We start from the raw sequence: 23,942 nt of genomic DNA, 5'->3' as shown, positions 1-23,942 counted from the left end.
CTCTGGCGCTATACCAAAGCAGTCTCTTCCTCTTTAACCTTAAATTATAAAACAAAGTCACTTCCTTCTTTAACCCTGAGGTTTGTTCCGGCTGAACTCCTCTTGAACAGCCGTAAGCACATCAGCCTCCTGGATCAGCCGTAAACCTGCCAGTGCAAGGGCCTTGGCTCCAATCAGGAGCGCTTCATCTCCTTGACTTGAAGCGGCAGCCTCACGGAATTCGGGAGTGTGTGCGATCAGTTCTTCAGGTCCGATTTTGATATAAGCATGGCTCGTCGGAACCACGTGGCTCACATTGCCCGCATCTGTTGAACCTATGCCAGAGCCCTTCTTCGGGGCAACCTCCTCACCCAATACGGCAAGTTCCTTGCCTACAATCTCATCAAGCGGCCGATTAAGGATAAAATCTTTGACCTCATTCTGAAAACGCTCAATCTTCACCGTGCTCCCCGTTGCCAAAGCCGCTGCTTCCGCAATGTTGCGGACCTTCGCAGACACCACCTCCGTATTCGCCCAGGTGCTTGCCCGGATAAAGAACCGGGCAGAAGCATATTCCGGGATAATATTGGGAGCATCTCCGCCATGGGTAATGATGCCATGAATACGAACCTCAGAAGGCAGCTGCTGACGTAAAGCATTGATGCCCGTAAAGAGTTGAATTACAGCATCAAGGGCATTAACCCCCTGCTCCGGTGCGCCCGAGGCATGTGCCGCTTTCCCATAGAAATGAAAATCCAGAGGGTCTACTGCCAAGGTTGGCGAGGTCAGAGAGGTTGTGCCGGAAGGATGAATCATCAGCGCGGCATCGATTCCCTCGAACAAGCCGTGTTTGACAAAGCTGCCTTTGGCGCTTCCGTTCGGTCCACCTTCTTCAGCCGGAGTGCCGAATACATACACTTCCCCGCCGGTCTCTTCGATGACTTGAGCCAGTCCAACCGCCGCAGCGGTGCTCAGCGTGCCGATGATATTGTGCCCACAAGCGTGGCCAAGCCCCGGAAGGGCGTCGTACTCAGCCAAATAAGCGATATTCGGACCAGGTTTGGAGGAGGCTCTGCGGGCCACAAACCCAGTCTCATGACCGGCCACATTCCGTGTCACTTCAAAGCCGGCTTTCTCCAATATGTTAGTTAAAGCACTGGATGCAAAGATCTCCTGGTTGCCAATCTCGGGGTTAGCATGAATCTGGTGGCTTGTTTCAATATATAGAGCTCGGTGATCATCAATATTTTGCAAAATTTTCTTCTTAAGGGTCTCCACAATCGCTCCCATGTATATTCCTCCCTGATCTTTATAAGAATTAGTCTCGGAAAATTGTTATTTTCCAGCTCTCTTTCCGTCCTCCACCAGCTTGTTTAAGGTGGCCTGTAGTTCTACGGCGGATAGATCCACCACCACATTGGCACCTTTAGAATCTTTCTTAACCTCATCTTCCACATCAGCCTCATGATAGAGATCAACAATAGTTTTGAAGGTGGCGTTATCTTTGTCCTTCGCTTGTGCCGCGAACACATTAATATACGGCTTCGATTGCTCACTCTTAGGATCGTCTTGGAAAATAGCGCCATCCAGCTTCAATCCTGCGTCCGTAGCCACGCCACTGTTGATTACAGATGCTGCCACATCATCCAGTACCCGCGGAGTCTGCTGAGCAGTTACAGGAACAATCTCAATCTTTTTCGGATTGCTCTCAATCTGTTCGGGGGTTACGAACAATCCCACATCCTCGGGCAGGGTAATCAGTCCGGCAGCTTGAAGCACTTTCAAGGCCCGCCCTTGATTGGAAGGATCATCCGGAATCGCGATTTTCGCCCCGTCAGGTATTTCCGGCACATTTGCGTATTTTTTGGAATAAAGGGCCATTGGAGCAATGACCGTTGCGCCAACTGGAACGATATCCTGGTTGTTCTCCGCATTAAACTTGCTGAGGAACGCCAGATGCTGGAACGCGTTCAGATCCACCTCGCCATTAGCCAGGGCCTGATTGGGCAGAATATAATCCGAGAAAGAGATCAACTCAATTTCGATGTTCTTCTCCTTCGCTTTCTTCTTCAGGGTCTGCCAGAATGGATCCTCCGAACCGGACACTCCGATCTTGACATGAATCGTATTCTTGGCTTGAACAGCACTTGAACTATTAGCCGAACTGCAGGCGGACAGAATAGACAACATCACAACTACAACCAAACTTAACTGAAATCTTTTCTTCATATTAAATTCCTCTCCCCAATCCCATTTCTATGAATAGTTAAATCGATCTTAGCGGCGCAAGAACTTGCGGGACAGATAGTTCCCCGCATACTGTGCGGCCTGCACAAGAACAATCAGGATAATGATTGTGACAACCATAACCGAAGTATTAAAACGCTGATATCCGTAGGTCATAGCCAGCGAGCCCAAGCCGCCACCGCCTACCATGCCGGCCACCGCTGAGAAATCAATGAGTGCAATGGAGATAAAAGTGAGCCCCAGGATTAGCGGACCTAACGACTCCCGGATCAGCACCCCAAATATAATTTGAAGAGGTGAGGCTCCTAGTGCCTTCGCAGCTTCAATCATCCCTGGATCAATCGAGACCAGGTTGTTCTCTACCACCCTGCCAATAGCAAAAGCGGCAATGATCGTCATGGGGAAAATGGCCGCCCATGTACCAATGGTTGACCCTATTACAAACCGGGTCAGCGGACTTATCGCAACCAGAAAAATAATAAACGGCACCGGCCGGACCACATTAATAACAAAATTAAGCAGGACAAACAGTATCCTGTTCTCGTACAGACTCCCCTTCCTGGTCAGGAACAATAGAAGTCCCAAAGCCAATCCTAGTATGGAAGCAAATATCAAGGTGACAGCCACCATTAACACCGTTTCGCCTAGAGCATCCACCACTTTTGGCCAAAACGCGCCCCAATCAATTGTCACTTTCATCCACCTCCAGTGCTTCCACAACTGATCTTAGTTCCTCTACCACCTGATGGATCTTAGAGTCCTCGCCAATGAACTCAACGATGAGGCTTCCAAATAATGACCCTTGCAGCTCATTAATGCTGCCGTACACAATATTGAAATCCAAATCGTACTTTCGGGATATTCTGGACAGCACAGGCTCACTTGTAATGCCATCTTTGAAAATCAGCCGATACAACCTGCCCGGATGCTTCTGTCTGACTTTCTCCAGCAGAGATGATGGCAGCTGGTCCTGGATTACAGAACGGATAAAGTTCTTGGTGGTCGCCTGTTGGGGATTGGCGAATATATCAAAGATCGGGCCTTCCTCAATGACTCTACCCTTCTCCATAACCGCCACCCTGTGGCAAATGCTGCGGATGACATTCATCTCGTGGGTGATCAAAAGAATCGTAATGCCGTACTCTTCATTCACTTTTTTCAGAAGCTTCAGAATCTCCCCCGTTGTCTCGGGGTCCAGAGCTGAAGTCGCCTCATCACAGATCAGGATATCCGGTGAGGTAGCCAGCGCTCTGGCAATGCCTACCCTCTGCTTCTGACCTCCCGACAGCTGTTCGGGATAGTACTCCGACTTGTCCTCAAGTCCAACGAAACGAAGCAGCTCTTTGACCCTCGCGTCCACCTGCTCCTTCGGCGTCTTGGCCAGCTTGAGCGGATACGCAAGATTGCCATAGACCGTGCGTGAATTGAAGAGGTTAAAGGTCTGAAATACCATGCCAATCCGTCTTCTCAGATCCTGCAGCTCTTTAGGCGAGACCGTTGTTATGTCACGGTTATGTACAATAATTCTGCCGCTTGTAGGGCGTTCCAGCAGATTCACCAGTCTGAGCAGAGTGCTTTTCCCTGCCCCGCTAAAACCAATAACGCCAAAGATCTCGCCCTGTCCTACCGATAAAGATACATTCTCAACCGCATAAAACGGTTTAAGGTTTAACGTAAACACCTTGCTGACTGCTTCAAATTGGATCAAATAATCGTTCCCCCTTATGATGAAAATTAAACTAATCAGGTAAATATACTTGGTATTTAAGTTACACATTAGGTCACATTCACCTTGAAGTCAATTCATAGGAAAATAGATATTTTCTATTAAATCGCGTAGTTTATCAGGAAAATCTATGTAACCGTTTAGAACCAAACCTATATAAGGTATAATACTCATAGGTATTGCTTATAACTTTGTCATAAATGAGGGATAACATGGAATTCAGACAGCTACAATATACCCTGCAAATTGCGGAAGAGCGGAATTTCTCGCGTGCTGCAGACAAGCTCCACATCGCCCAGCCTTCGCTCAGCCAACAGCTGTCCAAGCTGGAGAAAGAGCTGGGTGTCCTGCTTTTTCAGCGGAATACCAGTACGGTTGAGCTTACCCATGCCGGGGAGAGCTTTATTGCCCACGCCCGAAAAATTGTTGATGCCGTCGAACAGCTCCGTCAGGAAATGGATGACATCTCACAGCTCCGTAAAGGCCGGGTCGTTGTCGGCAGTATGCCAATCACCGGTTCACACCTGCTTCCTTATGTACTGCCCGCCTTCAAGGAGGCTTATCCGGATATTCAGATTTCCCTGCTTGAGGACACCTCCCTTAATTTGGAGAAGCTGACGGCTGGAGGAGGAACCGATCTAAGCCTGCTATCTCTGCCGCTTCAGGAGGATTCGCTTACTTACGAGCCGATCGGGGAAGAGCGGATTGATCTTGCTGTACCGCCGAACCATCCGCTTGCCTCTCTGACCTCCCTTGACAGCAGCCGCCAAATGGAGCTATTGAAGGACGAATCTTTTATCGTGCTCAAAAAAGGACAGGGGCTCCGCACGCTAACGATTGATATGTGCCGTCAAGCCGGATTTGAACCGAATGTGGTGTTTGAGAGCAACAATATTGAGACCATCCAATCCCTGGTCGCCGCAGGCATGGGAATTACGTTTGTGCCCCGGTTCATTGCCCGCGCCAAGCGCAGCGAGTTGATTCCAGTCTATATTCCAATTGACAACCCGGTACCGAGCCGGACCCTCGTGATCGCTTACCGAAGAGGACGCTACCTGTCCAAGGCAGCGGAAGCGTTCATTGAGACCTTCAAGCAAGTGCTGGACGAAAGAATGACCCCCGGCGACTAGCACCGGGAGTCATTCATAAAGCTGTATTCAGGGCAGCCGCCAGGCTCCCCATTTAACTTACAACTACAGTTCATACAACCCCGGACGCCGGTCTTCAAACACAGGAATTCGGCTCCGAACCTCATCCACAAGGGCAAAGTCAATTCCGGCTGTAACAATCTCTTCGCCTTCACTGCCTTCGGCAATGATCTCCCCCCAAGGATCAATGATCATAGAGTGGCCGAAGAAAGCATCCTTGCCGCTGACACCGACCCGGTTGCAGGCGATGACATACATCTGGTTCTCAATCGCTCTGGCCGTGAGCAGCGTGCGCCAGTGATGAAGTCTGGGATGCGGCCATTCCGCAGGCACGAACAGCGCCTTGGCGCCCCCAAGCGCTAGGGATCTGGCCAACTCCGGAAACCGGATATCGTAACAGATGGAAGCCCCTGCCGCCACACCTTCCAGATCAAAGATCACCCTTTGATCTCCTGCCGCCAGATACTTTTCCTCCTCCATCAGACGAAACAGGTGGATTTTGGAATACTCACCAGACTGCTCGCCCTCCCGGTTGTAGGTATACATCGTGTTCCGGACTTCACTGCCGGTCTTCTGGGCAACAGATCCTCCGATAATATTCACTTGATGTCTGCGTGCAAAACCTGACAGCCATTCCCGGCTCTCCAGGCCCTGCAGATCGGCCAGTTCATCAATCTGGGTTAGAGCGTAACCCGTATTCCACATCTCAGGCAACACCAGAACGTCCGGCTTCGTCTCGGCCTGCATGGCTTGCTCCATCCACTGCTCCAGCCGGTACCTATTCACCTTGGGTTCCCCAAGGACGATATCAGATTGAATTAAAGCTATATTAAGCTTAACCGCTTGCATCTCCTCTGCGGACATCTGAATCCCCCTTTCCTTGTTATATTTAATCATAGCCTTATCTGCTTAGGAAAAGCAACGGGGCTTAGTGAATTCATTCTATACAGCTGGGTTAAATCATGTTAAATTAAATGGAATAAACTAAGGACCAAAATGTGTGCGAAACTTCTAATCTGTACGCAAGAGTGAAAGTGGTGACTACTGTGAACAATCCTAAACCTTCCATTACAATACAACCTGCGGATGTGATGGGCCGCCTGCCCAAACAGTTCTTCGCATCCCTTGTGCAAAATGTGAACCGTGAGATAGCCGGTGGACATGACGTGATCAATCTTGGCCAGGGCAATCCAGACCGCCCTACACCGGATCATATTGTCAAAGCCGCACAGGAAGCCGTGGCCAAGCCGCTGTATCATAAATACTCCCCTTTTACAGGCTACGCCTTCCTAAAAGAAGCTGTAGCCCAGCGCTATCTGGAGGATTATGGGGTCACGCTTGACCCTGAGAAAGAAGTGGCCATTCTGTTCGGCGGCAAAACAGGGCTTGTGCAAATCAGCCAGATCCTTCTCAACCCGGGCGATTTGTGCTTGGTGCCTGATCCGGGATACCCGGATTATTGGTCGGGCGTGGCGCTTGCCGGAGCCGAAATGTCCTCTCTTCCACTGCGGGAGGAGAATAACTTTCTTCCCGATTATAGCTCTGTCTCCAGTCAAGATAAGCAGCGGGCCAAGCTGATGTTCCTGAACTACCCGAACAACCCTACCTCGGCAACCGCGCCCCTTTCCTTCTATGAGGATACGGTGCGCTTCGCCGCGGATAACAATATCGTAGTTGCCAGTGACTTTGCCTATGGGGCGATCGGATTTGATGGACACCGTCCGGTCAGCTTCCTGGAGACCCCAGGTGCCAAGGAAGTGGGCATTGAATACTACACTTTGTCCAAAACCTATAATATGGCAGGATGGCGGGTGGCTTTTGCGCTGGGTAACGAGAAGATCATTTCCCTCATTAATCAGCTCCAGGATCATATCTATGTCAGCCTCTTTGGCGCAGTTCAGGAGGCGGCCAAAGTGGCGCTGACGTCAAGCCAACAGCCTGTCACCGACCTGGTGGCTGTCTACGAGTCACGGCGCAACGCTCTCTTTGCTGCACTGGAGGAGATCGGCTGGCAGGCCCGCAAACCGGGCGGCTCCTTCTTCGCCTGGCTGCCTGTGCCGAAAGGCTATGACTCCGCCAGCTTTGCTGAGCTGCTGCTTGAGAAGGCCAAGGTGGCTGTGGCGCCGGGCATTGGATTCGGCAAGCACGGCGAAGGGTTTGTCCGGGTTGGACTGCTCAGCAGTGAAGACAGGCTGCAGGAAGCTGTTCACCGGATAGGCAGACTATCGCTGTTCTAAGCGATTTCACCTTTGCAATGCCACTTTTCCCATGTTATTCTTAACGATAATAGATCAAACGTGATGACGGGACCAGTACGAAAGACCAAGCGGCGCTGTCAGAGAGTAAATTCCTGTTGGCTGTGAGAGTTTACCGCCGCTCTATCGGAATCCTATCCCCGAACGGCCGGCACGAACATGCCGGACAGCTGCCCCTGTTACGGGCTGTAAGTTGGGTGAACCTCAGTTCACCAATAAAGGTGGTACCGCGGAAGTCAGAACTTTCGTCCTTTGCGCTGCAAAGGCGGAAGTTTTTTTATTTATAACCATACGGGGGCAAACCGTTGATCTGGCCCATATCGAACTAAACATGGTAGGAGTGAAATGTCATGCAACAACGTGTCGTCGTAAAAATAGGCAGCAGCTCGCTGACCTCCCCCGAAGGCGGCCTTAACCGGGATGCCGTTCATTTCTTCGCTTCGGAGCTTTCCGGGCTGCGTGAATCAGGCTTTCAGGTACTTCTGGTCACCTCCGGTGCTGTAGCCGCCGGTTTCCGGGAAATCGGTTACCCCGAAAGGCCGAAGCTGCTTCACGAGAAGCAAGCTGCCGCTGCCATCGGTCAGGCTCTCCTGATGCAGTCCTACCGGGAGGCTTTTCAAATCCATGGAGTCCAGGCTGCCCAGGTGCTGCTTACCCGAACAGACTTCTTGAACCGCAAACGGATGGGTAATGCCAGCATGGCCGTGGAAGAGCTCCTGAAGCAAGGCGTGATTCCTATCATTAATGAGAATGATACCGTATCCGTCGATGAGCTCAAATTCGGTGACAACGATACACTCTCCGCCCTTGTAGCGAACTTGCTTAAGGCCGATCATCTGATCATCCTGACAGATACGGAAGGACTGTACACCAATGACCCCCGGATTGACCCGTCAGCTACACGGATTGAGAAAGTGAGTGAATTTACGGACGAATTGTACAAAATTGCGGGCGGCTCCGGTTCCAAGGTCGGCACCGGGGGCATGCGGTCCAAAATTGATGCAGCCAAAATTGCCACCCGCGGCGGCGTGCCTGTATTTATCGGCAAGGGCGGCCTGCCCGGCGAGCTGCTTCGGGCCGTTCAAGGAGACGGGCGCGGCACTTACTTCGAGACACGGGCCTCTTCCCTCCCGATGAAGAAGCAGTGGCTCGGCTTCCTCTCCACCCCGCATGGCACCCTGATTGTTGATGAAGGCGCCGAGACGGCTTTGATCCATGGAGGGCGGAGTCTGCTGCCGGTAGGTGTTAAAACTGCAGAAGGTGCTTTCCACAATGGGGATGTGGTGGAGGTCGTGAATGAACAGCAGGAAGTGCTCGGACGCGGCATCGTTAACTATGATAAAGATCATCTCCAGGAAGTGCTTGGTCTCCCCAGCCACGAAGTGATGAAGAAGATGGATGGAATTCACCGGCTTGAGGTCATTCACCGGGATGAATGGATATCGCTCAAATAATTTTAAGGAGGCAATAAGGATGAGTGAAGTAAAAACCAAAGCGGAGCTGGCCGGATCGGCAGCTGTAATTCTGAATCAATTGACAACGGAGCAGAAGAACGAAGCTCTGCTCATTGTAGCCGAAGCACTGATTGCTGGAGCTTCCGCCATTATTGAAGCGAACCAGGAAGATCTTGAGCGGGGCAGGAAGAATGGCACGCCTGAATCCCTGCTCGACCGCCTTGCATTGGATAATGGCCGGATTGCCGGGATCGCTGAAGGACTGCGCCAGATCGTACACCTTCCAGACCCTGTTGGGGAAACACTGGAGACCCTGGAGCGGCCCAACGGACTTCACATTATAAAGAAACGGGTGCCGCTTGGAGTTATCGGAATTATCTATGAAGCTAGACCGAATGTTACCGTGGACGCCGTAGGTCTCTGCCTGAAGACAGGCAATTCCGTTGTGCTGCGCGGGGGTTCAGCGGCTCTCTCCTCCAACCGCAAAATTGTGGAGCTTATTCATCTTGCGCTGTCTGGCACGTCCATTCCACCGGAAGCTGTACAGCTGATTGAAGACGCGGACCGCTCTTCCGTTGACGAGATGCTGAAGCTGAATGGTTATCTGGACGTGGTCATCCCGCGCGGCGGCAGCTCCTTGATCCAAAATGTTGTTCAGAACGCCACGGTTCCTGTCATTGAGACAGGAGCGGGCATCTGCCATACGTATCTGGATGCCACCGCAGACCCGCAAATGTCCAAGGAAATCTCCCTGAACGCCAAAGTCCAGCGTCCTTCCGTCTGCAATTCGATGGAGACCCTCCTCGTTCATGAGTCCTTCGCATCGGTTTACTTAAGCGAGCTTGCCGAAGCCTTTAAGGAGGCCAAGGTCGAGCTGCGCGGATGCCCGCTCACCCTGCAGCTTGTGCCTTGGGCCAAAGCTGCCACCGAGCAGGACTACGCAACCGAATATAATGACTACATTCTGAATGTGAAAGTGGTTCCTCATCTTGATGACGCCCTGGCGCATATTGCCAAATTCGGAACCAAACACTCCGAATGCATTGTAACGGACAACGACGAGAATGCGGTTCGTTTCTTAAATGAAGTGGATGCTGCTGCCGTATACCATAATGCTTCAACCCGGTTTACTGACGGATTCGAATTCGGCTTCGGCGCCGAAATCGGCATCAGCACCCAGAAGCTGCACGCCCGCGGACCCATGGGCCTGCCTGCCCTCACATCCAGCAAATATATCATCCATGGCAGCGGTCAAATACGGCAATAAAGGAGGACAACCCACGATGACAGAAATGACTTCAAATACAGCCCTCACAAGCTCCAATCTGAATATTTGTTTTTACGGCGCGGGCTCAATGGCTGAAGCCATCGTCCGCGGTCTGATCAACAAATCGGTGGCCCGGCCTGAGCAAATTTCGATGCTTAACCGCAGCGACAAAGGGCGGCTTGATTTCTTAAATACGACTTATGGGGTTCAAGTTGCATCGGATCAACAGGAGAAACAGATAAGGCTCCAGCATGCCGATATCCTGGTGCTGGCAATGAAACCCAAGGATGCTGCTGAAGCGCTTAAAGCTCTTGGACCGCTTCTTCATGAGGATCAGCTCATTATCTCGGTCATTGCCGGTCTGTCCATCAGAACGATTCAGTCCCTGCTTGGCCGCAAGCAGCCCATTGCACGGACCATGCCGAACACGTCCAGTTCGATTGGACTTGGCGCGACCGGGATTTCCTTCTCTTCCGAAGCGGGAACTGAACTGCGCGAGCAGGTCATCTCGATCTTTGAGGCTGTGGGCATAGTCAGCGTAATCCCCGAGGAGCAAATGGACATTCTAACCGGGATTTCCGGCAGCGGCCCCGCTTACATCTACTATATGATGGAGGCTATGATCGCCGCGGGAACCGAGGGCGGACTCACCCCTGAACAGGCCCGCGAGCTTACCGTTCAGACGGTGCTTGGCGCGGCAAGCATGATGCTTCAGACCGGTGAAGATCCTGCACTGCTGCGCAAAGCCATCACCTCACCGAATGGCTCGACCCAGGCTGCTCTTGAAATTTTTGCGGCCGCAGGCTTCACGGATATTGTCAAAGCCGCCGTCCACCGCTGCGCGGAGCGCTCGCAGGAAATGGGCGCGGCTGTAGAGGAGGCTCTGTCATGAGCTTTTGCACAGCAACGTATAGGATTCATGATGCCAAAGCAGATTTCCGCAAAAAAGCCGAGTCCATTGCCGTCGGCATGACCGTTGGCAGCTGGACCGAGCTGCCGCAAATCCAGCAGGAGAATATGCGCAAGCATCTGGGCCATGTTGTTCGGATTGAGGAGCATGAAGACGCTCTGTACGGCCGTTATGCCGATGTTACCATTGCTTATCCGGATATCAACTTCAGCCGCGACCTTCCTGCCCTGCTGATTACCGCGTTCGGCAAAATCTCCATGGACGGCCAGATCAAGCTGCTCGATCTGGATTTCTCCAAGGAATTCTTGTCCGGCTTCCCCGGACCAAAATTCGGGATCGAGGGAATCCGCCAATTGCTGGGCGCACCTGAACGCCCGCTGCTGATGAGTATCTTCAAATCCGTTGTCGGTTACGACTTGGACGGCTTGAAGCAGCAGTTCCTGGCCCAGGCTTTGGGGGGAGTGGACTTGATCAAGGACGATGAAATCCTGTTTGAGAATCCACTTACCCCGATTCAGCTCCGGGCTGCGGAATGCCGTAAGGCCGCCGAGGAGGCGGAACGCACAACAGGCAAGAAGCTGCTGTACGCCGTAAACCTGACCGGCCCTACCTCACAGCTGCGCAGCCAAGCCTTGAAGGCGATAGATTCGGGAGCGACCGCCCTGCTCTTCAGCCCATTGGCTTATGGGCTTGATATTCTGCAGGAGCTGAGCAGCGATCCGGACATCAACGTGCCCATCGCGGCACACCCCTCCCTTGCGGGAGCTTTCTATCCATCCGTGAATTACGGGATCTCTGCCTCCCTGCTGCTGGGCAAGCTGATGCGCACGGCCGGGGCCGATCTGGTCCTGTTCCCTTCCCCTTATGGCTCAGTTGTGATGCCGAGGGAAGAGAATCTGGCCATCCGCCAGGAATTGGTGCGGACCGATCTTCCTCTGCGGACCAGCTTCCCTGTGCCTTCAGCTGGAATTCACCCCGGCCTGGTGCCTCAGCTGCTTGCCGATTTCGGCAGCGATGTGGTAGTGAATGCCGGTGGCGGAATCCACGGGCACCCGGGCGGCGCATCTGCTGGAGGGTATGCCTTCCTCCAGGCCATAGAAGCCAGCCTTCAAGGCATTCCGCTTGAGGAGGCCGCACATACGAATCCGGAGCTGCAAGCCGCTCTGAACACCTGGGGAGGACCGAAATGAGTCACAGCTTGAAACCCGTCGTATTCTGCGACTTTGACGGAACCATCACCGTCAGCGACAATATCGTTGCCATCATGAAACATTTCAAGCCGGAAGGCTATGAACCTATCATGGAACGGATTCTGTCCGGTGAGATTTCCATTCATGAAGGTGTTGGCGCTATGTTTGCCCTAATGCCTTCAACCAGCCGGCAGGAGATCACCGACTTTGTGTTAGGCCAAGCCGGAATTAGGGAAGGCTTCGCTGAATTTTTGCAGCATTTGCGGGATAGAGATATCCCATTCTATGTCACCAGCGGAGGCATCGATTTTTTTGTAGAGCCCCTGCTCGCTCCTTTCAACATTCCATCCGATCACATTTTCTGCAACGGCTCGGATTTCAGTGGGAGCAACATCCGAATCACCTGGCCTCATCCATGTGATGAACACTGTGCCAATGACTGCGGCATGTGCAAGACCACGGTGATGCGAAGCTTCCCAGCGGACCAATACGAACGGATTCTGATCGGGGACAGTCTTACGGACTTCGAGGCCGCCAAGCTGGCGGACCGGATCTATTCCCGTTCCCATCTGACGGAGAAATGTATTGAGCTGGGCGTTCCTCATATACCATTTGAGACCTTTATCCAAATTACAGAAGATTTTATTCGCAGGGAAGGAGCAAACCCATCATGAGCTTTACCAATATTCCATTGGAACAGAAGCTGGGTGTACTGGATGAGCTGCGCAAGGTCAAGGAGCAGTTCGCCGCCCGGGGCTGGTTCCCCGGAACGAGCGGCAACCTGTCCATCCGCATTGGCGACTTCACCCCAGAGGCGTTTTATTTCGCGGTAACCTCAAGCGGGAAGGACAAATCGGTGCATACACCGGAAGATTTTCTGTTTGTCGACGCCCAAGGCCGGCCTTGTGAGATAACCCAGTTGAAACCAAGTGCGGAGACCTTGATCCATGCCGAGATCTACCGGCTAACTGGCTGTGGGGCGATTTTCCACGTGCATACGATCTTCAACAATATTATAAGTGAAGTTTATGGAGACCAAGGCGCAATTCCCGCTCAGGGCATCGAGCTGATCAAAGGCCTCGGCATATGGGAGGAGAATGCCCGAATCGACATTCCGGTTGTCCCTAACTATGCCGAAATCCCAAGGATCGCCGAGCTTATCCCGGGAGCACTGAAACCGGAGATTCCAGGCATTGTGCTGCGCAACCATGGAATTTACGCATGGGGCAAGAATGCTTTTGAAGCCAAACGCCACTTGGAATCGTTTGAGTTCATTTTTGAACATATTTATCACACCCTGGCCCTCCGAAAGTCATAGGACCTTCAGTGAATGGGATTTTATGTATAGTTATGTTACGATAGCAGAACAAGGAAAGAGGAGGCACAGCGGTGCCCCCTCTTTTTTAACCTTCACATCCAGCAGAAAGGAATGAATCCTGATGAACTTCTTCCATCCCTTCACTCTGCTCGTTCTGCTTCTTTTTACCGGTGTAATTATATATATTCTCAGAGCCTCATTGTCCAAGAAAAAATAAAGTCGCCTGGGAGCATACCCACAAAATGCCCATTAAGATAATTCCAATCATATCGTAGTGAATCCGGGTATTCCGGCGGAAGACGGTATGGGCCATGATCTCAAGCCCAAGCAGGATAAAGTAGATAGGCCACCATGCCTTAGCCGCTGCAAGCCCATTCATGCCTTTATATTCCGCGTATAAAATGACGATTCCCAGAATCAACAGCGACACGCCCATGGATACTGATCCTACCCGCCAGTGCCGGGCTCCCGTTCGGACTATCTCCCGGGAACCCGGCTTTTGCATACAAGCGTTCTGACTAGAATCGGTCATCATCCAAATTCCTTCTTTCCATCTGAAATGCTGAAGGTTTCTTCTTACCTCCGGCAAGCAGCCGAATCCCCCCGCCGATAAGTACTACAGAGACAATAAACGGCCGCAAGTACTTCTCAATGCGGTAATTAATACGAAGCTCAGGAAAGTGTACATCCAGGTAAGGAACAATCAGGTTCATGCTGATATAGTAGATACCGAGCGCAAGCAGAAGCAGTCCGAGCAAGTGCTTATGGCTGCCGATCCGGTCCACCAGCGGCTTGTCGACCAAGGGCTCTCTGCCATAACGGCTGATCGTTTGAAGTCCGTCGAAGAAGCTGTAGAACCAGATGAGCGGCAGCAGGAACAAGAACAAGGAGAGCCGCATGACATCAATTATATAAAAGGTGCCGAGGAAAAGAACCATAAGCTGCACCCCTCTTTTTAGCAGTCCGAGATACATGTGGCCCGCTCCCGGAATCATGGACAGCAGGGTCGCAAGCACTTTGCTGCGGCGGCCGCTCTCTCTGCCCATTTCCCATTCGTCAAATAACGTCCGGTCTTGAACCAAGTCACCGGCCTGCTTGCGGTGGATGCACTGTACAGCATCGAACATACAGTACAGCCATATTACTGGCAGAACGCCGAGGAACAGCAGAAACACCGAATCATGCGTAATCCCCGCCAGGAAGATGAGCATGGTGATTGTACCAAAGAAAGCTACTAGAAACGACAACCCTCTTTGCATCAAGCCCATATGTAAATGACCCAGTCCAGGTAAGAACGATAGTAAGATTGTGAAGAACCGGTCAGATTCAAGGCGGCGGTTGGAGACTGGCGGGGGCCCGTAGACACTCTCATAGCCTTCACCCGGGTAATCTTTTAACAGAACAATAAACAAATCAAACATGCTGAGACCCCAGACCAGGGCGGCAAACACGATGCCTGCGATAAATATGTCCCCACTGTTGCTGACCAGAGCCAACAAGAAGCCTCCCAGCAGCGCCCCGAAGAACAGCAGCATATAAATGACACAGCGGGCCTTTTTTCTCCAATAATAGTGCCCAAGTCCAGGCAAGAAATTCATAAAAAAAGCAGTAATCCGATTGCGGTAGACTGGCATGATATCCTTCCTTTCCATTCTTTATTCCGATCTCTTATTCCACTGATCCAACCAGCCTGTCGCTTGGTCCAGCCATTTCTCGCTGAGCGGTTTGTCATGGTGAGTCCATACCTTCTCAGTGCTGCTGGATAAATGATCAAACACTCCCGAGGTCAGCATTAGAAAAGTAATAGAGGCGGCTGCGGCGTAATGGGTAACCGGATGTTTGAGCCAGTTCCATTTACTGCTTAGTAATTTGCTTTGACCGCCAATAGCCTTAGGTTTCTGCGGCAGCTGTTTCATTACCTGATCACTGAAAGCGACCGGGTCTTCTAGAGCAGGAAGACGTTGTTCGAGCTTTTCAAAAGCGTTCATGTACTCCAGCAAAAAGGCTCCATCTTCCAACAAAAGCCGATCGATCTCATTCTGCTCCTCAGGCTTAAGCTCACCCTGTATGTACTGTCTCAACATTTCCTGATGCTCGCGCTTTCTCTCACTCATAACCACTCCTCCTCCTTCCAATGTGTCCTCATCCACTGTCTTGCCCTATATAATCTGGATTCCACCGTTTTGATGGCGATACCTTCTTCTTCGGCAATTTGTTCATAGCTCTTCTCATTCAAATAAAAGGCGGTAACTATCGCCTGGTGTGAATCCGGCAGCTCGCGTATTTTTCCTGCTACAATCCGCGTCCTCTCTTTTCGAACGAGGGAACTCAGCGTATCCTCCTCCTGAGACGGCAGCTGCTTCAGCAGCTCTTCGCTTTCCCACTCATCCTCCTTGCGCCTGGCCCTTCTTCGCTTGAAATCGATGGCTTTGTTAACACAGATTCGGGTAATCCATGTTTTGAATCCCTGGTCACGGTATTCGGGGAGAGATTTATAGACTTGGAGGAAGGTCTCCTGGGCCGCATCCTCCGCATCCTTGGCATCATGAAGAACCGAGTAGGCCATTCTGTATATATAAGGCCCGTATTCATTCACAAGCTGTCTGAATGCTTCCATATTTCCGTTTCGTATCTCGCTGATCAGCTGCTCTTCTCCAATAACTCTCCCCTCCTTCCTTCAAATAGACGCACCCAATTAGGGGTACCCCTGCATTTCTATAGATGAAAAATTAAAAAAAGACAGCCCCTGATGAATTCAGAGGCCATCTCTTTCGAATTATATCATGTGAATGCTCAATTTTAGAATTGAATCTTTATTGTACCACCAAATGTACCTGACCAGGTAAGTTGATAGGCTCCATAAGGAAGATTGGAGACTACCCCTCCATCAAGAGAAATGACTTCAACTGAACCTGACAGTGTTGGTCTAAAATGCTGGGTGAATACGACCACGCCTGTGTTCACATTCTTAAGAACCAGATCACCGCCATGGAGATTGGCGATCTTGCCTGAGGTGTACAGATTCCCTTGGCCCGTTGCCGTATTGGAAAGTGTAGCAGCCGCAGCTACCATAGGGATCATGGCAAATACAAGCACACAAAGCAGCATAATGAAAGAAACTTTCTTGTTCAGCTTCACATAAATTCATCCTTTCGACTAGTAAATTAGGGTTAGTCGTGACAATGAGGAAGTGAACGCCGGCCAGCTATTCAGTGCTTGTACCCTAATCAAAAAATACCATATCTTCTATTACATAACAATATTACTTTTTAAAAAAATTTTGCGTTTAAACAAAAAAGCTGACCCACCGGCACTATGTCCAGCAGATCAGCTTATTCTTGCTATTATGAATTATTTGTTCCCCCGGAATCGCTGGGTGTATGCCTTAACATCCTGGGCATTCTTCACGCGGTTCCTGCTCCATTCCAGGAGAATCCGGTCAATATACCGGAAATGTACTTTACCGGCGAATACCGCTTCCTTCAAAGCAAGACGGATGAGCTCATCCGGATACCCGTCTTGATCCAGCCAGCCGGAGATGGTCTCGCATTCCATCGGCGAGAGCGGTCTGGCAAACTCCTTCTCGAACACAACAAACAAATTGCGCTGTTGGTCCTCAATGGCCTCTGTCTCCTCTTCCACGGCATTCCGTTCTTTCTGCCGCTGGGCTGCCGTATCCTCGGCCAGACATACGCTTAGCTTGTGGTACATCCCCGTCAAATTATAGCGCTCTGCGCGCACTCCTTGAGGGTCAGTGACTTCATCAATGCTCAGCCACCCTTCCTTCATCAGCCTGCGCATGGCGCTGGCTACTACAGAAGGTGTGGCACCCATACGCTGTTCAATTTCCTCCATGGCCGGGAAATCCTTCATCTCCAGCTGCCGGAAAGCCAGCAGCTGGATGAGCAGCATCGCTTCCGTATCGCTAAGTTTCAGCTTCTGGTAATGTGCCAGCAGAGCATAGGGAACACTGGCTGAGCCCTTCTCGAGCCCATAAGCGATTCCGTTAGCCCAAACTTTCCAACCTTCGCCCATCCCCATTAAACTATCACCTCTTCAATCAGGAACAACGTAAGGCTGTTTAAGATCATTATGGATACAACCGGTAGAGAGTCCGTGGGAAAGGAATGGTCTCACGAACATGATCCAAACCACAGATCCAAGCCACGGTACGCTCAAGTCCAAGCCCGAAGCCAGAATGAGGAACCGTTCCGTATTTGCGCAGATCAAGATACCACTGATAGGTCTCCGCCGACAATCCGTGTTCTTCAAAGCGCTGCTGCATCAGCTCCGGATCATCGATCCGCTGGGAACCGCCGATAATCTCACCATATCCTTCGGGAGCGATCATATCCGCGCACAGCACCACATCCGGACGGTTCGGATCCGGCTTCATGTAGAACGCTTTGATGTCTTTAGGGTAGTGGGTGATGAAGACCGGCTTGTCGTAACGCTCAGCAATCGCTGTCTCATGAGGAGCCCCGAAATCCTCTCCCCAAGGAATATCAAATTCCTTCGTGTGCAGGAACTCAATCGCCTCATCATAAGTAATCCGCGGGAACGGAGCTTTGATGTTCTCCAGCTTGGACACATCGCGGCCAACCGCTTCGAGTTCAGGACGGCAGTTCTTAACTACAGACTGCACAACATGAGTAATAAAATTCTCTTGAACCTTCAGGCTTTCCTCATGATCGGTGAATGCCATCTCCGGTTCAATCATCCAGAATTCAATCAGATGCCGGCGGGTTTTGGATTTCTCCGCACGGAACGTTGGACCGAAGGAATATACCTTCCCGAGCGCCATCGCAGCGGCTTCCATATATAACTGACCGCTTTGAGTCAGGTAAGCATCCTCGTCAAAATATTTGGTATGGAATAGATTCGTAGTTCCCTCAGCAGAGGTAGGAGTCAGAATTGGCGGGTCCACCAACGTAAATCCGTTCTCATCAAAGAACTGCTGAACCGCACGGATGATCTCTGCGCGGATTACCATAATTGCGCGCTGCTTCGAAGAGCGCAGCCACAAATGACGGTGATCCATCAGGAAGTCCACACCGTGCTCCTTCGGAGTTATCGGGTAGTTCTCCGTAATATGAATGACCTCGATGTCTGACACGGTCATTTCATATCCCGACGCACTGCGCGGTTCCTCACGGATTACCCCTTCCACATAGAGAGAGCTTTCCTGGGTCAGGCTTTTCGCCTTATCCCAGATCACTTCGGACACCTCGCTCTTAACCACGACGCCTTGAATGTAGCCGGTACCGTCGCGAAGCTGCAGGAACTGAATTTTACCGCTGGAGCGCTTATTGTTAACCCAAGCTCCGATTCTTACTGTCTCTCCGACATGTTCGCCTACGTGACGAATCACTGTTTTGACCGCCATGTTATCTCTCTCCTCTGACGCTTTTAATTTTGCCCTTTCGCTTCCTGAACGATCCGATTCGTATCGCGGGCGATCACAAGCTCTTCATTCGTTGGAACGACCAGGACTTCAACCTTGGAGTTGCTTGAAGAAATGCGGCGCGGTTCACCGGAACGAATCTTGTTCAGTTCAGGATCAAGCTCTACACCTAAATAGGTTAAGTTCTCACATACTTTTTGCCGTACAATCGCGGAATTTTCCCCTACTCCCGCTGTAAATACGATAACATCCACACCGTTCATGGCAGCCGCATAAGAACCGATATACTTGCGCAGACGATATTCATACATCTCAAACGCCAGAGTGGCATTCGGCTCACCAGCCTCCATACCATCCGTAATATCCCGCATATCACTGCTCACCCCTGAAATTGCGAGCAGACCGCTGTGCTTGTTCAGCATGGAGTTGACTTCACTGATGGACAGCTCTTCCTTGTTCATGACAAAGGTAACCACCGCTGGGTCCAAATCCCCGCTGCGCGTGCCCATCATCAACCCTTCAAGCGGTGTGAGACCCATGGAGGTATCCACGGAAATTCCGCCTTGAACCGCAGTCAGACTTGCTCCATTTCCGATGTGACAAGTGATGATCTTCAGATCTTCAATCGGCCGATTCAGGAATGAAGCAGCTGCCTTGCTTACAAATTGGTGGGATGTTCCGTGAGCACCGTAGCGGCGCACATGATGCTTCTTGTACAGCACTCTTGGAATCGGGTACAGGTATACTTTCTCCTCCATTGTCTGATGGAAGGCTGTATCAAATGCAACCACCTGTGGAACGCCCGGCATGTTCTTCTCAGCCGCATTGATCCCCATGATTGCCGGAGGATTATGAAGCGGCGCAAGGTCGAACAGGCGGCGGATTTCCGCTTTTGCCTCAGGTGTCACCAAGGCTGAACCTTTAAAGGTCTCACCGCCATGAACCACCCGGTGACCGACAGCCTGAATCTCATCTACGGAATTCAGAACACCGTGCTCTTTGTCTGTCAGCTTCTCCAGCACCTTGCGAATCGCTGTGGTGTGCTCAAGAATTTCGCTGACTTCGGTCACTTCTTCCTTATCAGTCGGTTTGTGGGTAAGGATGGAAGAATCCATACCGATGCGCTCAACCAATCCTTTGGCCAGCACACTTTCATTTTCCATATCATACAGTTGGTATTTTAAAGAGGAACTACCCGCGTTAATTACGAGAACTTTCATATCCGGTCACCATCCTTATCGTATTTGAAAAAGCCTTCGCCCGTTTTAACTCCCAGATTACCGGCACGGACCATTTTCTTCAGTACGATGGAAGGGCGGTATTTCAGCTCGCCGAACTCACGGAACATACGCTCAAGCGCGGCCAGCACGGAATCCAGGCCGAAACGGTCGGCCATTTCCAGCGGCCCGTATTGGAACTGATAGCCTACACGCATGGAATCATCGATATCTTCAGCAGAAGCCACACCTTCGCCCAGAACATGCAGAGCTTCATTAATCAAGATGCAAATAATACGGGAAGTGACAAAGCCAGGCGACTCATAAACCATAATCCCCCGCTTCTCTACTACTTCCTCCACGAAACGCTTGGTGTTGTTGAAGGTGTCATCAGAAGTCTTCAGACCACGGATAATTTCTACAAGATCGATCCGGGATACCGGATAAATGAAGTGCATGCCGATGACGCGCTCCGGATACATCGTGCTTCCGGCAATCTCCGTCAGGCTTAAAGTGGAAGTATTGCTCGCCAGAATAATGTTGCTTGGGCACACCTGATCCAGCTGGGTGAATACCTCTTTCTTCGCATTCAAATCCTCCGAAATCGTCTCAATGACCATGTCACAGGTTCCGAGTTCGGCAAAATGCGTTACTTTTGTAATTCTGGAAAGAATCAATTTCTTCTCAGCTTGGGTGATCGCCCACTTCTCCAGCTGTTTATCTAAGCTTGTCTCAATCATGCTGTAAGCATGGTTCAGCTTGTCCGGGGTCTCTTCTACCAGCAGAACATCCAATCCCTTGGCTGCAAGCATTTCGCAAATACCTTGGCCCATAGTTCCGCCGCCGATAACGCCTATTTTTTTAAAATACATGGTGTCTCGTCTCCATCCTTTGGATTAATCTCTCTACATCTTATTATACCCTTGATGTCGAATAATACATCTTTTTATACCCAACATATAATAATATCTTAGCACGAATAAAAAGTAAAAAAAAATTACCAACCTGAAAAAATCAGGCTGGTAATAGGGCGCTGTCACGAAATTGACAACGAAATTCGTCTCCTGAGAGACGTTCCTCACTCATGAGAATATCAAGAGATTTGTCGAATACTGCCGCATGTTCGATTAATGCCGCTTTAGTTCTTGCCGCAAGCTCATCAAGGATGCTGCTGTTCTCGTTCATGAGCACTTCTTTGGTCACCATATCCATGTTCACAATCCCAAGGCTGGTCAGACCGGAAGTCATCATCGTGTGTACGAGCTTAAGCGCCTGTTCAAAGTCATTGCGGGAACCTGTGCTTCTTCCGCCGTAATAGATCTCCTCTGCAGCAGCTCCAGCTAAGGCAACCATGATCTGACCTTCCAAGTAGGATTTCGTATACAGATATTGTTCTTCCTGCGGGTTATGACGGACATAACCAAGGGCTTGTCCCCGCGGGCTTAGAGCGACTTGATTCACACTGCCCGGCGCCACAATCTCCGCAAGCACGGCATGACCGAGCTCATGCACAGCAACTCTGCGCTTCTCTTCGTAGGTGGATTCGCGGTCAGTCTTCTCACCGAGCATGACTTTATCCACACCCATAGAGAGGTGGCGCTGTTCAATCACAGGCAGATTCTCGCGCATGGCATAGATAGCCCCTTCATTCATCACACTTTCGAGCTGGGCACCCGAGAAGCCATACGTCTCATCAGCTAGCTTATCCAGCATAACATTCGCATGCAGCGGCTTGTTCTTGGCGTGAAGCTCCAAAATATGCTTGCGGCCTTTCTTGTCAGGCAGATCAACCTGAATATGACGATCGAAACGGCCGGGACGAAGCAGCGCGCTGTCCAGCATCTCTTTCCGGTTAGTTGCGGCGATTAGAAGAATCCGCGGCGTATCCGAGTTATAGATCCCGTCCATCTCGGTTAGAAGCTGATTCAGCGTCTGGTCATACTCGCGCTGTTGGCCGCCTTCACGCTTGCCACCAATCACATCAATCTCATCAATAAATATAATCGCGTTCTCTTTCTTCTCTTGAGCTGCGCGGGTCCGTGCCTCCTTAAACAGGTCACGAATGCGTCCGGCACCCACGCCGACGTACATTTCCACGAACTCCGAGCCTGAAGCCGCCACGAACACAGATTTCGTATAATGCGCTGCCGCTTTGGCCATCAGCGTCTTACCGGTCCCTGGAGGTCCAGTCAGCAGAATCCCTTTAAGCGGGCGAATGCCGAATTTCTGAATTTCCTCATGTCTGACCATGAAATCAAGCGCCTCGCGAAGCTCCTGCTTTGCACTGTCCTGGCCGCCGATTTCTTCAAAGGTCAGCTTAGCTGGTCCCGCCTTCTTGCGCTTCTTCTCCTGGGAGGCACCTACTGTAATGCCGCCTCTCATCTGAACCACAGCGTAGAGAGCACCGACCATAGCTAATCCAATGATAACCGGGATAATATTAAGACCGATGTAAGCCATAAACACGAGCAGCACAAGCACAAATCCGATGACGATTTCTTTAATATACTTAGACATTATTCCATACCCCCAGTTGGCCCGGTACCCTTGGAAGAACAATAAACTTGCTGGCTTTGCCGTCGGTTAAAGTTACATAAATATTATCATTATCCATCGCGCTGTTTACAGTAAGATTCGGGCTGCCTTCCTTCAGCTTCTCCAGCGTGGCTGGAATTTCCGTATACTTCTTATTATCCATCGCTTCAGCTACCGGGAAGAGCGCCTTCGACCACCATTCGTCCAGCGTCTTGCTTGAATGATCAACCACCGTTAATTTCAGCTTCCGGCTTCCGAGCAGGGACTTACCATCAACAGTTAAACGCTGAACCAAACCACTTATATCCGTTTTTGGATCCAAATCGAGTTTCAAATCCACCTGCTTTTGGGTAATATCAAACTGAACATTCTTCACACCATCATACTGGGTAACCAATTTCTTAAGCGGAGCTTGTACCGCAAACTGGCTATACGCGAACCAGCCACCGAACAGGACAACCGCAGATATAGCGACAGTAGTAACCAAAGGAACGATACGCAGCTTCTTCAATAGAAGATCCTCCTTATAAAAAATCAACGGATTTCTCCGTCTTTTTGTATACTCAAATATATATCTCAAAAGTACAAGTAATAGTATATCACAGAATATATACTTTTTCTAAGCGAATGTCTGAAAATCTTTGAAATTGTTGGGATATTTCTCACAACGTTCAATAAATAGACGCAAACTAAACAAGACCTTCCATTCTTATGATGGAAGGTCTTGTTTATTAGAACCTAGGTTTAGAGCTTTATTTTTAAATATATCAATAGCAATCCTCTTAACGATTAGGCAGGGTAAACGTATCCTGTAGAGCCTGACCATCCGAGAATCTGTAGAATCTGTAGTTATAATGATCCTTTTCTTTGTAGAACAATTGATATACATATTCCTTTGCTGTGTCATCCGGGTCTTTGTCATAGATTCCAGGCACGAGCCTCACAATAGTTGCATCTGGCAGCTCAGCCTTCACCTTATCGCGCACCTGCTCCAGAGTAACTCCGTTCTTGGCCAGCTCCTGATGATCCACTTTGCCGTCAACCACCCAGACCACGATGTCCTGATTGGATGTATTTTTGCCCTCGATGACCCAGCATATGGTATCCCAGACTGACTTGCTCGCATGCTCTACCGAGGCTAGTCCCGCCTGCTGCTTCGCCACTATAATTGCCGCATCCTTCTCCGCCCAGTAATCACTCATGGTATATACATAATAACGCTGTATCCCGAACAGAACTACAAGCACAATGAGAATGGAGAGCAGAATCCATTTCGTCTTTTTCTTCAAGCC

Annotated in this window: 25 protein-coding genes; 8 read left to right on the top strand and 17 right to left on the bottom strand. The window is 50.6% G+C overall.

The annotated features are described in order from the left end of the window. Positions 1–69 precede the first annotated feature (69 nt). Genes BN6628_RS10760 through BN6628_RS10745 form a run of 4 tightly spaced genes read right to left on the bottom strand, consistent with a single transcriptional unit; the run spans position 70 to position 3,934 of the window. Positions 70–1,269 (bottom strand): M20 family metallopeptidase, encoded by a 1,200-nt coding sequence (locus tag BN6628_RS10760; protein ID WP_068617231.1) that lies wholly within the window; start codon positions 1,267–1,269, stop codon positions 70–72. A 45-nt stretch (positions 1,270–1,314) separates the two neighbouring features. Further along, entirely contained in the window at positions 1,315–2,208 is an 894-nt protein-coding gene (locus BN6628_RS10755; RefSeq protein ID WP_068617230.1) for a MetQ/NlpA family ABC transporter substrate-binding protein, read from the bottom strand. Positions 2,209–2,256: 48 nt separating this feature from the next. Beyond that, positions 2,257–2,925: a methionine ABC transporter permease gene (locus BN6628_RS10750; RefSeq protein ID WP_392397637.1), complete on the bottom strand. Its 669-nt coding sequence runs from the start codon at positions 2,923–2,925 to the stop codon at positions 2,257–2,259. Then, positions 2,909–3,934, bottom strand: coding sequence for a methionine ABC transporter ATP-binding protein (locus BN6628_RS10745; protein ID WP_068617228.1), 1,026 nt, complete (start codon positions 3,932–3,934; stop codon positions 2,909–2,911). The genes BN6628_RS10750 and BN6628_RS10745 overlap by 17 nt, the downstream gene beginning before the upstream one ends. A 230-nt stretch (positions 3,935–4,164) precedes the next feature. On the opposite strand from BN6628_RS10745, the gene BN6628_RS10740 reads away from it, so the two are divergent. Then, positions 4,165–5,082 (top strand): LysR family transcriptional regulator, encoded by a 918-nt coding sequence (locus BN6628_RS10740; RefSeq protein ID WP_068617227.1) that lies wholly within the window; start codon positions 4,165–4,167, stop codon positions 5,080–5,082. 63 nt (positions 5,083–5,145) lie between these two features. On the opposite strand, the gene BN6628_RS10735 is transcribed toward BN6628_RS10740, so the two are convergent. Further along, positions 5,146–5,997, bottom strand: a complete 852-nt coding sequence (locus tag BN6628_RS10735; protein WP_392397636.1) for a carbon-nitrogen family hydrolase — start codon at positions 5,995–5,997, stop codon at positions 5,146–5,148. Positions 5,998–6,146: 149 nt separating this feature from the next. Between BN6628_RS10735 and BN6628_RS10730 the strand changes: the two genes are divergently transcribed. The 7 genes from BN6628_RS10730 (at position 6,147) to mtnB (ending at position 13,494) form a co-directional block, all read left to right on the top strand. Continuing rightward, on the top strand, positions 6,147–7,337 hold the full coding sequence (locus BN6628_RS10730; protein WP_316245800.1) for a pyridoxal phosphate-dependent aminotransferase: 1,191 nt from the start codon (positions 6,147–6,149) through the stop codon (positions 7,335–7,337). A 368-nt stretch (positions 7,338–7,705) separates the two neighbouring features. Next, positions 7,706–8,809, top strand: a complete 1,104-nt coding sequence (gene proB / locus BN6628_RS10725; RefSeq protein ID WP_068617226.1) for a glutamate 5-kinase — start codon at positions 7,706–7,708, stop codon at positions 8,807–8,809. Positions 8,810–8,828: 19 nt separating this feature from the next. Next, the gene (locus BN6628_RS10720) at positions 8,829–10,076 is read left to right on the top strand and encodes a glutamate-5-semialdehyde dehydrogenase (protein ID WP_068617224.1); all 1,248 of its coding nucleotides are present in this window, start codon (positions 8,829–8,831) and stop codon (positions 10,074–10,076) included. A 25-nt stretch (positions 10,077–10,101) separates the two neighbouring features. After that, positions 10,102–10,968, top strand: a complete 867-nt coding sequence (gene proC, locus BN6628_RS10715; RefSeq protein ID WP_068622189.1) for a pyrroline-5-carboxylate reductase — start codon at positions 10,102–10,104, stop codon at positions 10,966–10,968. Beyond that, positions 10,965–12,176 carry a 2,3-diketo-5-methylthiopentyl-1-phosphate enolase gene (locus BN6628_RS10710; RefSeq protein WP_068617222.1) on the top strand — a complete coding sequence of 404 codons (1,212 nt, stop codon included), beginning with the start codon at positions 10,965–10,967 and terminating at the stop codon, positions 12,174–12,176. The genes proC and BN6628_RS10710 overlap by 4 nt, the downstream gene beginning before the upstream one ends. Further along, positions 12,173–12,850, top strand: coding sequence for a 2-hydroxy-3-keto-5-methylthiopentenyl-1-phosphate phosphatase (locus tag BN6628_RS10705; RefSeq protein WP_068617217.1), 678 nt, complete (start codon positions 12,173–12,175; stop codon positions 12,848–12,850). The genes BN6628_RS10710 and BN6628_RS10705 overlap by 4 nt, the downstream gene beginning before the upstream one ends. Continuing rightward, positions 12,847–13,494: a methylthioribulose 1-phosphate dehydratase gene (mtnB, locus tag BN6628_RS10700; protein ID WP_068617216.1), complete on the top strand. Its 648-nt coding sequence runs from the start codon at positions 12,847–12,849 to the stop codon at positions 13,492–13,494. The genes BN6628_RS10705 and mtnB overlap by 4 nt, the downstream gene beginning before the upstream one ends. A 196-nt stretch (positions 13,495–13,690) precedes the next feature. On the opposite strand, the gene BN6628_RS10695 is transcribed toward mtnB, so the two are convergent. From BN6628_RS10695 to BN6628_RS10640, 12 genes are all read right to left on the bottom strand, one after another. Next, positions 13,691–14,029, bottom strand: coding sequence for a hypothetical protein (locus BN6628_RS10695; RefSeq protein ID WP_068617215.1), 339 nt, complete (start codon positions 14,027–14,029; stop codon positions 13,691–13,693). Beyond that, a complete protein-coding gene (locus BN6628_RS10690; protein WP_068622187.1) occupies positions 14,013–15,128 on the bottom strand; it encodes a hypothetical protein in 1,116 nt (371 codons plus the stop codon). Before BN6628_RS10690 ends, BN6628_RS10695 begins: the two co-directional genes overlap by 17 nt. A gap of 21 nt (positions 15,129–15,149) precedes the next feature. Then, the gene (locus BN6628_RS10685) at positions 15,150–15,608 is read right to left on the bottom strand and encodes an anti-sigma factor (RefSeq protein ID WP_068617214.1); all 459 of its coding nucleotides are present in this window, start codon (positions 15,606–15,608) and stop codon (positions 15,150–15,152) included. Then, positions 15,605–16,111, bottom strand: coding sequence for an RNA polymerase sigma factor (locus BN6628_RS10680; RefSeq protein ID WP_235847616.1), 507 nt, complete (start codon positions 16,109–16,111; stop codon positions 15,605–15,607). Before BN6628_RS10680 ends, BN6628_RS10685 begins: the two co-directional genes overlap by 4 nt. Positions 16,112–16,293: 182 nt before the next feature. Next, positions 16,294–16,632 (bottom strand): hypothetical protein, encoded by a 339-nt coding sequence (locus BN6628_RS10675; RefSeq protein ID WP_068617213.1) that lies wholly within the window; start codon positions 16,630–16,632, stop codon positions 16,294–16,296. 213 nt (positions 16,633–16,845) lie between these two features. Continuing rightward, positions 16,846–17,535 (bottom strand): DnaD domain-containing protein, encoded by a 690-nt coding sequence (locus BN6628_RS10670; RefSeq protein WP_068617212.1) that lies wholly within the window; start codon positions 17,533–17,535, stop codon positions 16,846–16,848. A gap of 49 nt (positions 17,536–17,584) precedes the next feature. After that, positions 17,585–18,880: an asparagine--tRNA ligase gene (gene asnS / locus BN6628_RS10665; protein WP_068617210.1), complete on the bottom strand. Its 1,296-nt coding sequence runs from the start codon at positions 18,878–18,880 to the stop codon at positions 17,585–17,587. A 23-nt stretch (positions 18,881–18,903) separates the two neighbouring features. Continuing rightward, entirely contained in the window at positions 18,904–20,118 is a 1,215-nt protein-coding gene (locus tag BN6628_RS10660) for an acetate/propionate family kinase (protein ID WP_068617208.1), read from the bottom strand. Continuing rightward, complete coding sequence (locus tag BN6628_RS10655) at positions 20,115–20,987, bottom strand: 3-hydroxyacyl-CoA dehydrogenase family protein (RefSeq protein WP_068617206.1); 873 nt, start codon at positions 20,985–20,987, stop codon at positions 20,115–20,117. The genes BN6628_RS10660 and BN6628_RS10655 overlap by 4 nt, the downstream gene beginning before the upstream one ends. 142 nt (positions 20,988–21,129) lie before the next feature. Then, positions 21,130–22,632: an AAA family ATPase gene (locus tag BN6628_RS10650; RefSeq protein ID WP_068617204.1), complete on the bottom strand. Its 1,503-nt coding sequence runs from the start codon at positions 22,630–22,632 to the stop codon at positions 21,130–21,132. After that, positions 22,625–23,161, bottom strand: a complete 537-nt coding sequence (locus tag BN6628_RS10645) for a hypothetical protein (protein ID WP_068617202.1) — start codon at positions 23,159–23,161, stop codon at positions 22,625–22,627. Before BN6628_RS10645 ends, BN6628_RS10650 begins: the two co-directional genes overlap by 8 nt. Positions 23,162–23,432: 271 nt before the next feature. Beyond that, positions 23,433–23,939, bottom strand: a complete 507-nt coding sequence (locus tag BN6628_RS10640; RefSeq protein ID WP_068617200.1) for a cell wall elongation regulator TseB-like domain-containing protein — start codon at positions 23,937–23,939, stop codon at positions 23,433–23,435. Positions 23,940–23,942: the final 3 nt, after the last annotated feature.

Source organism: Paenibacillus tuaregi, from assembly GCF_900086655.1.
Taxonomy (GTDB): Bacteria; Bacillota; Bacilli; order Paenibacillales; family Paenibacillaceae; genus Fontibacillus; species Fontibacillus tuaregi.
Note: the sequence above shows the minus strand (reverse complement) of the source record. Positions and strands in the feature narration are given on the sequence as shown.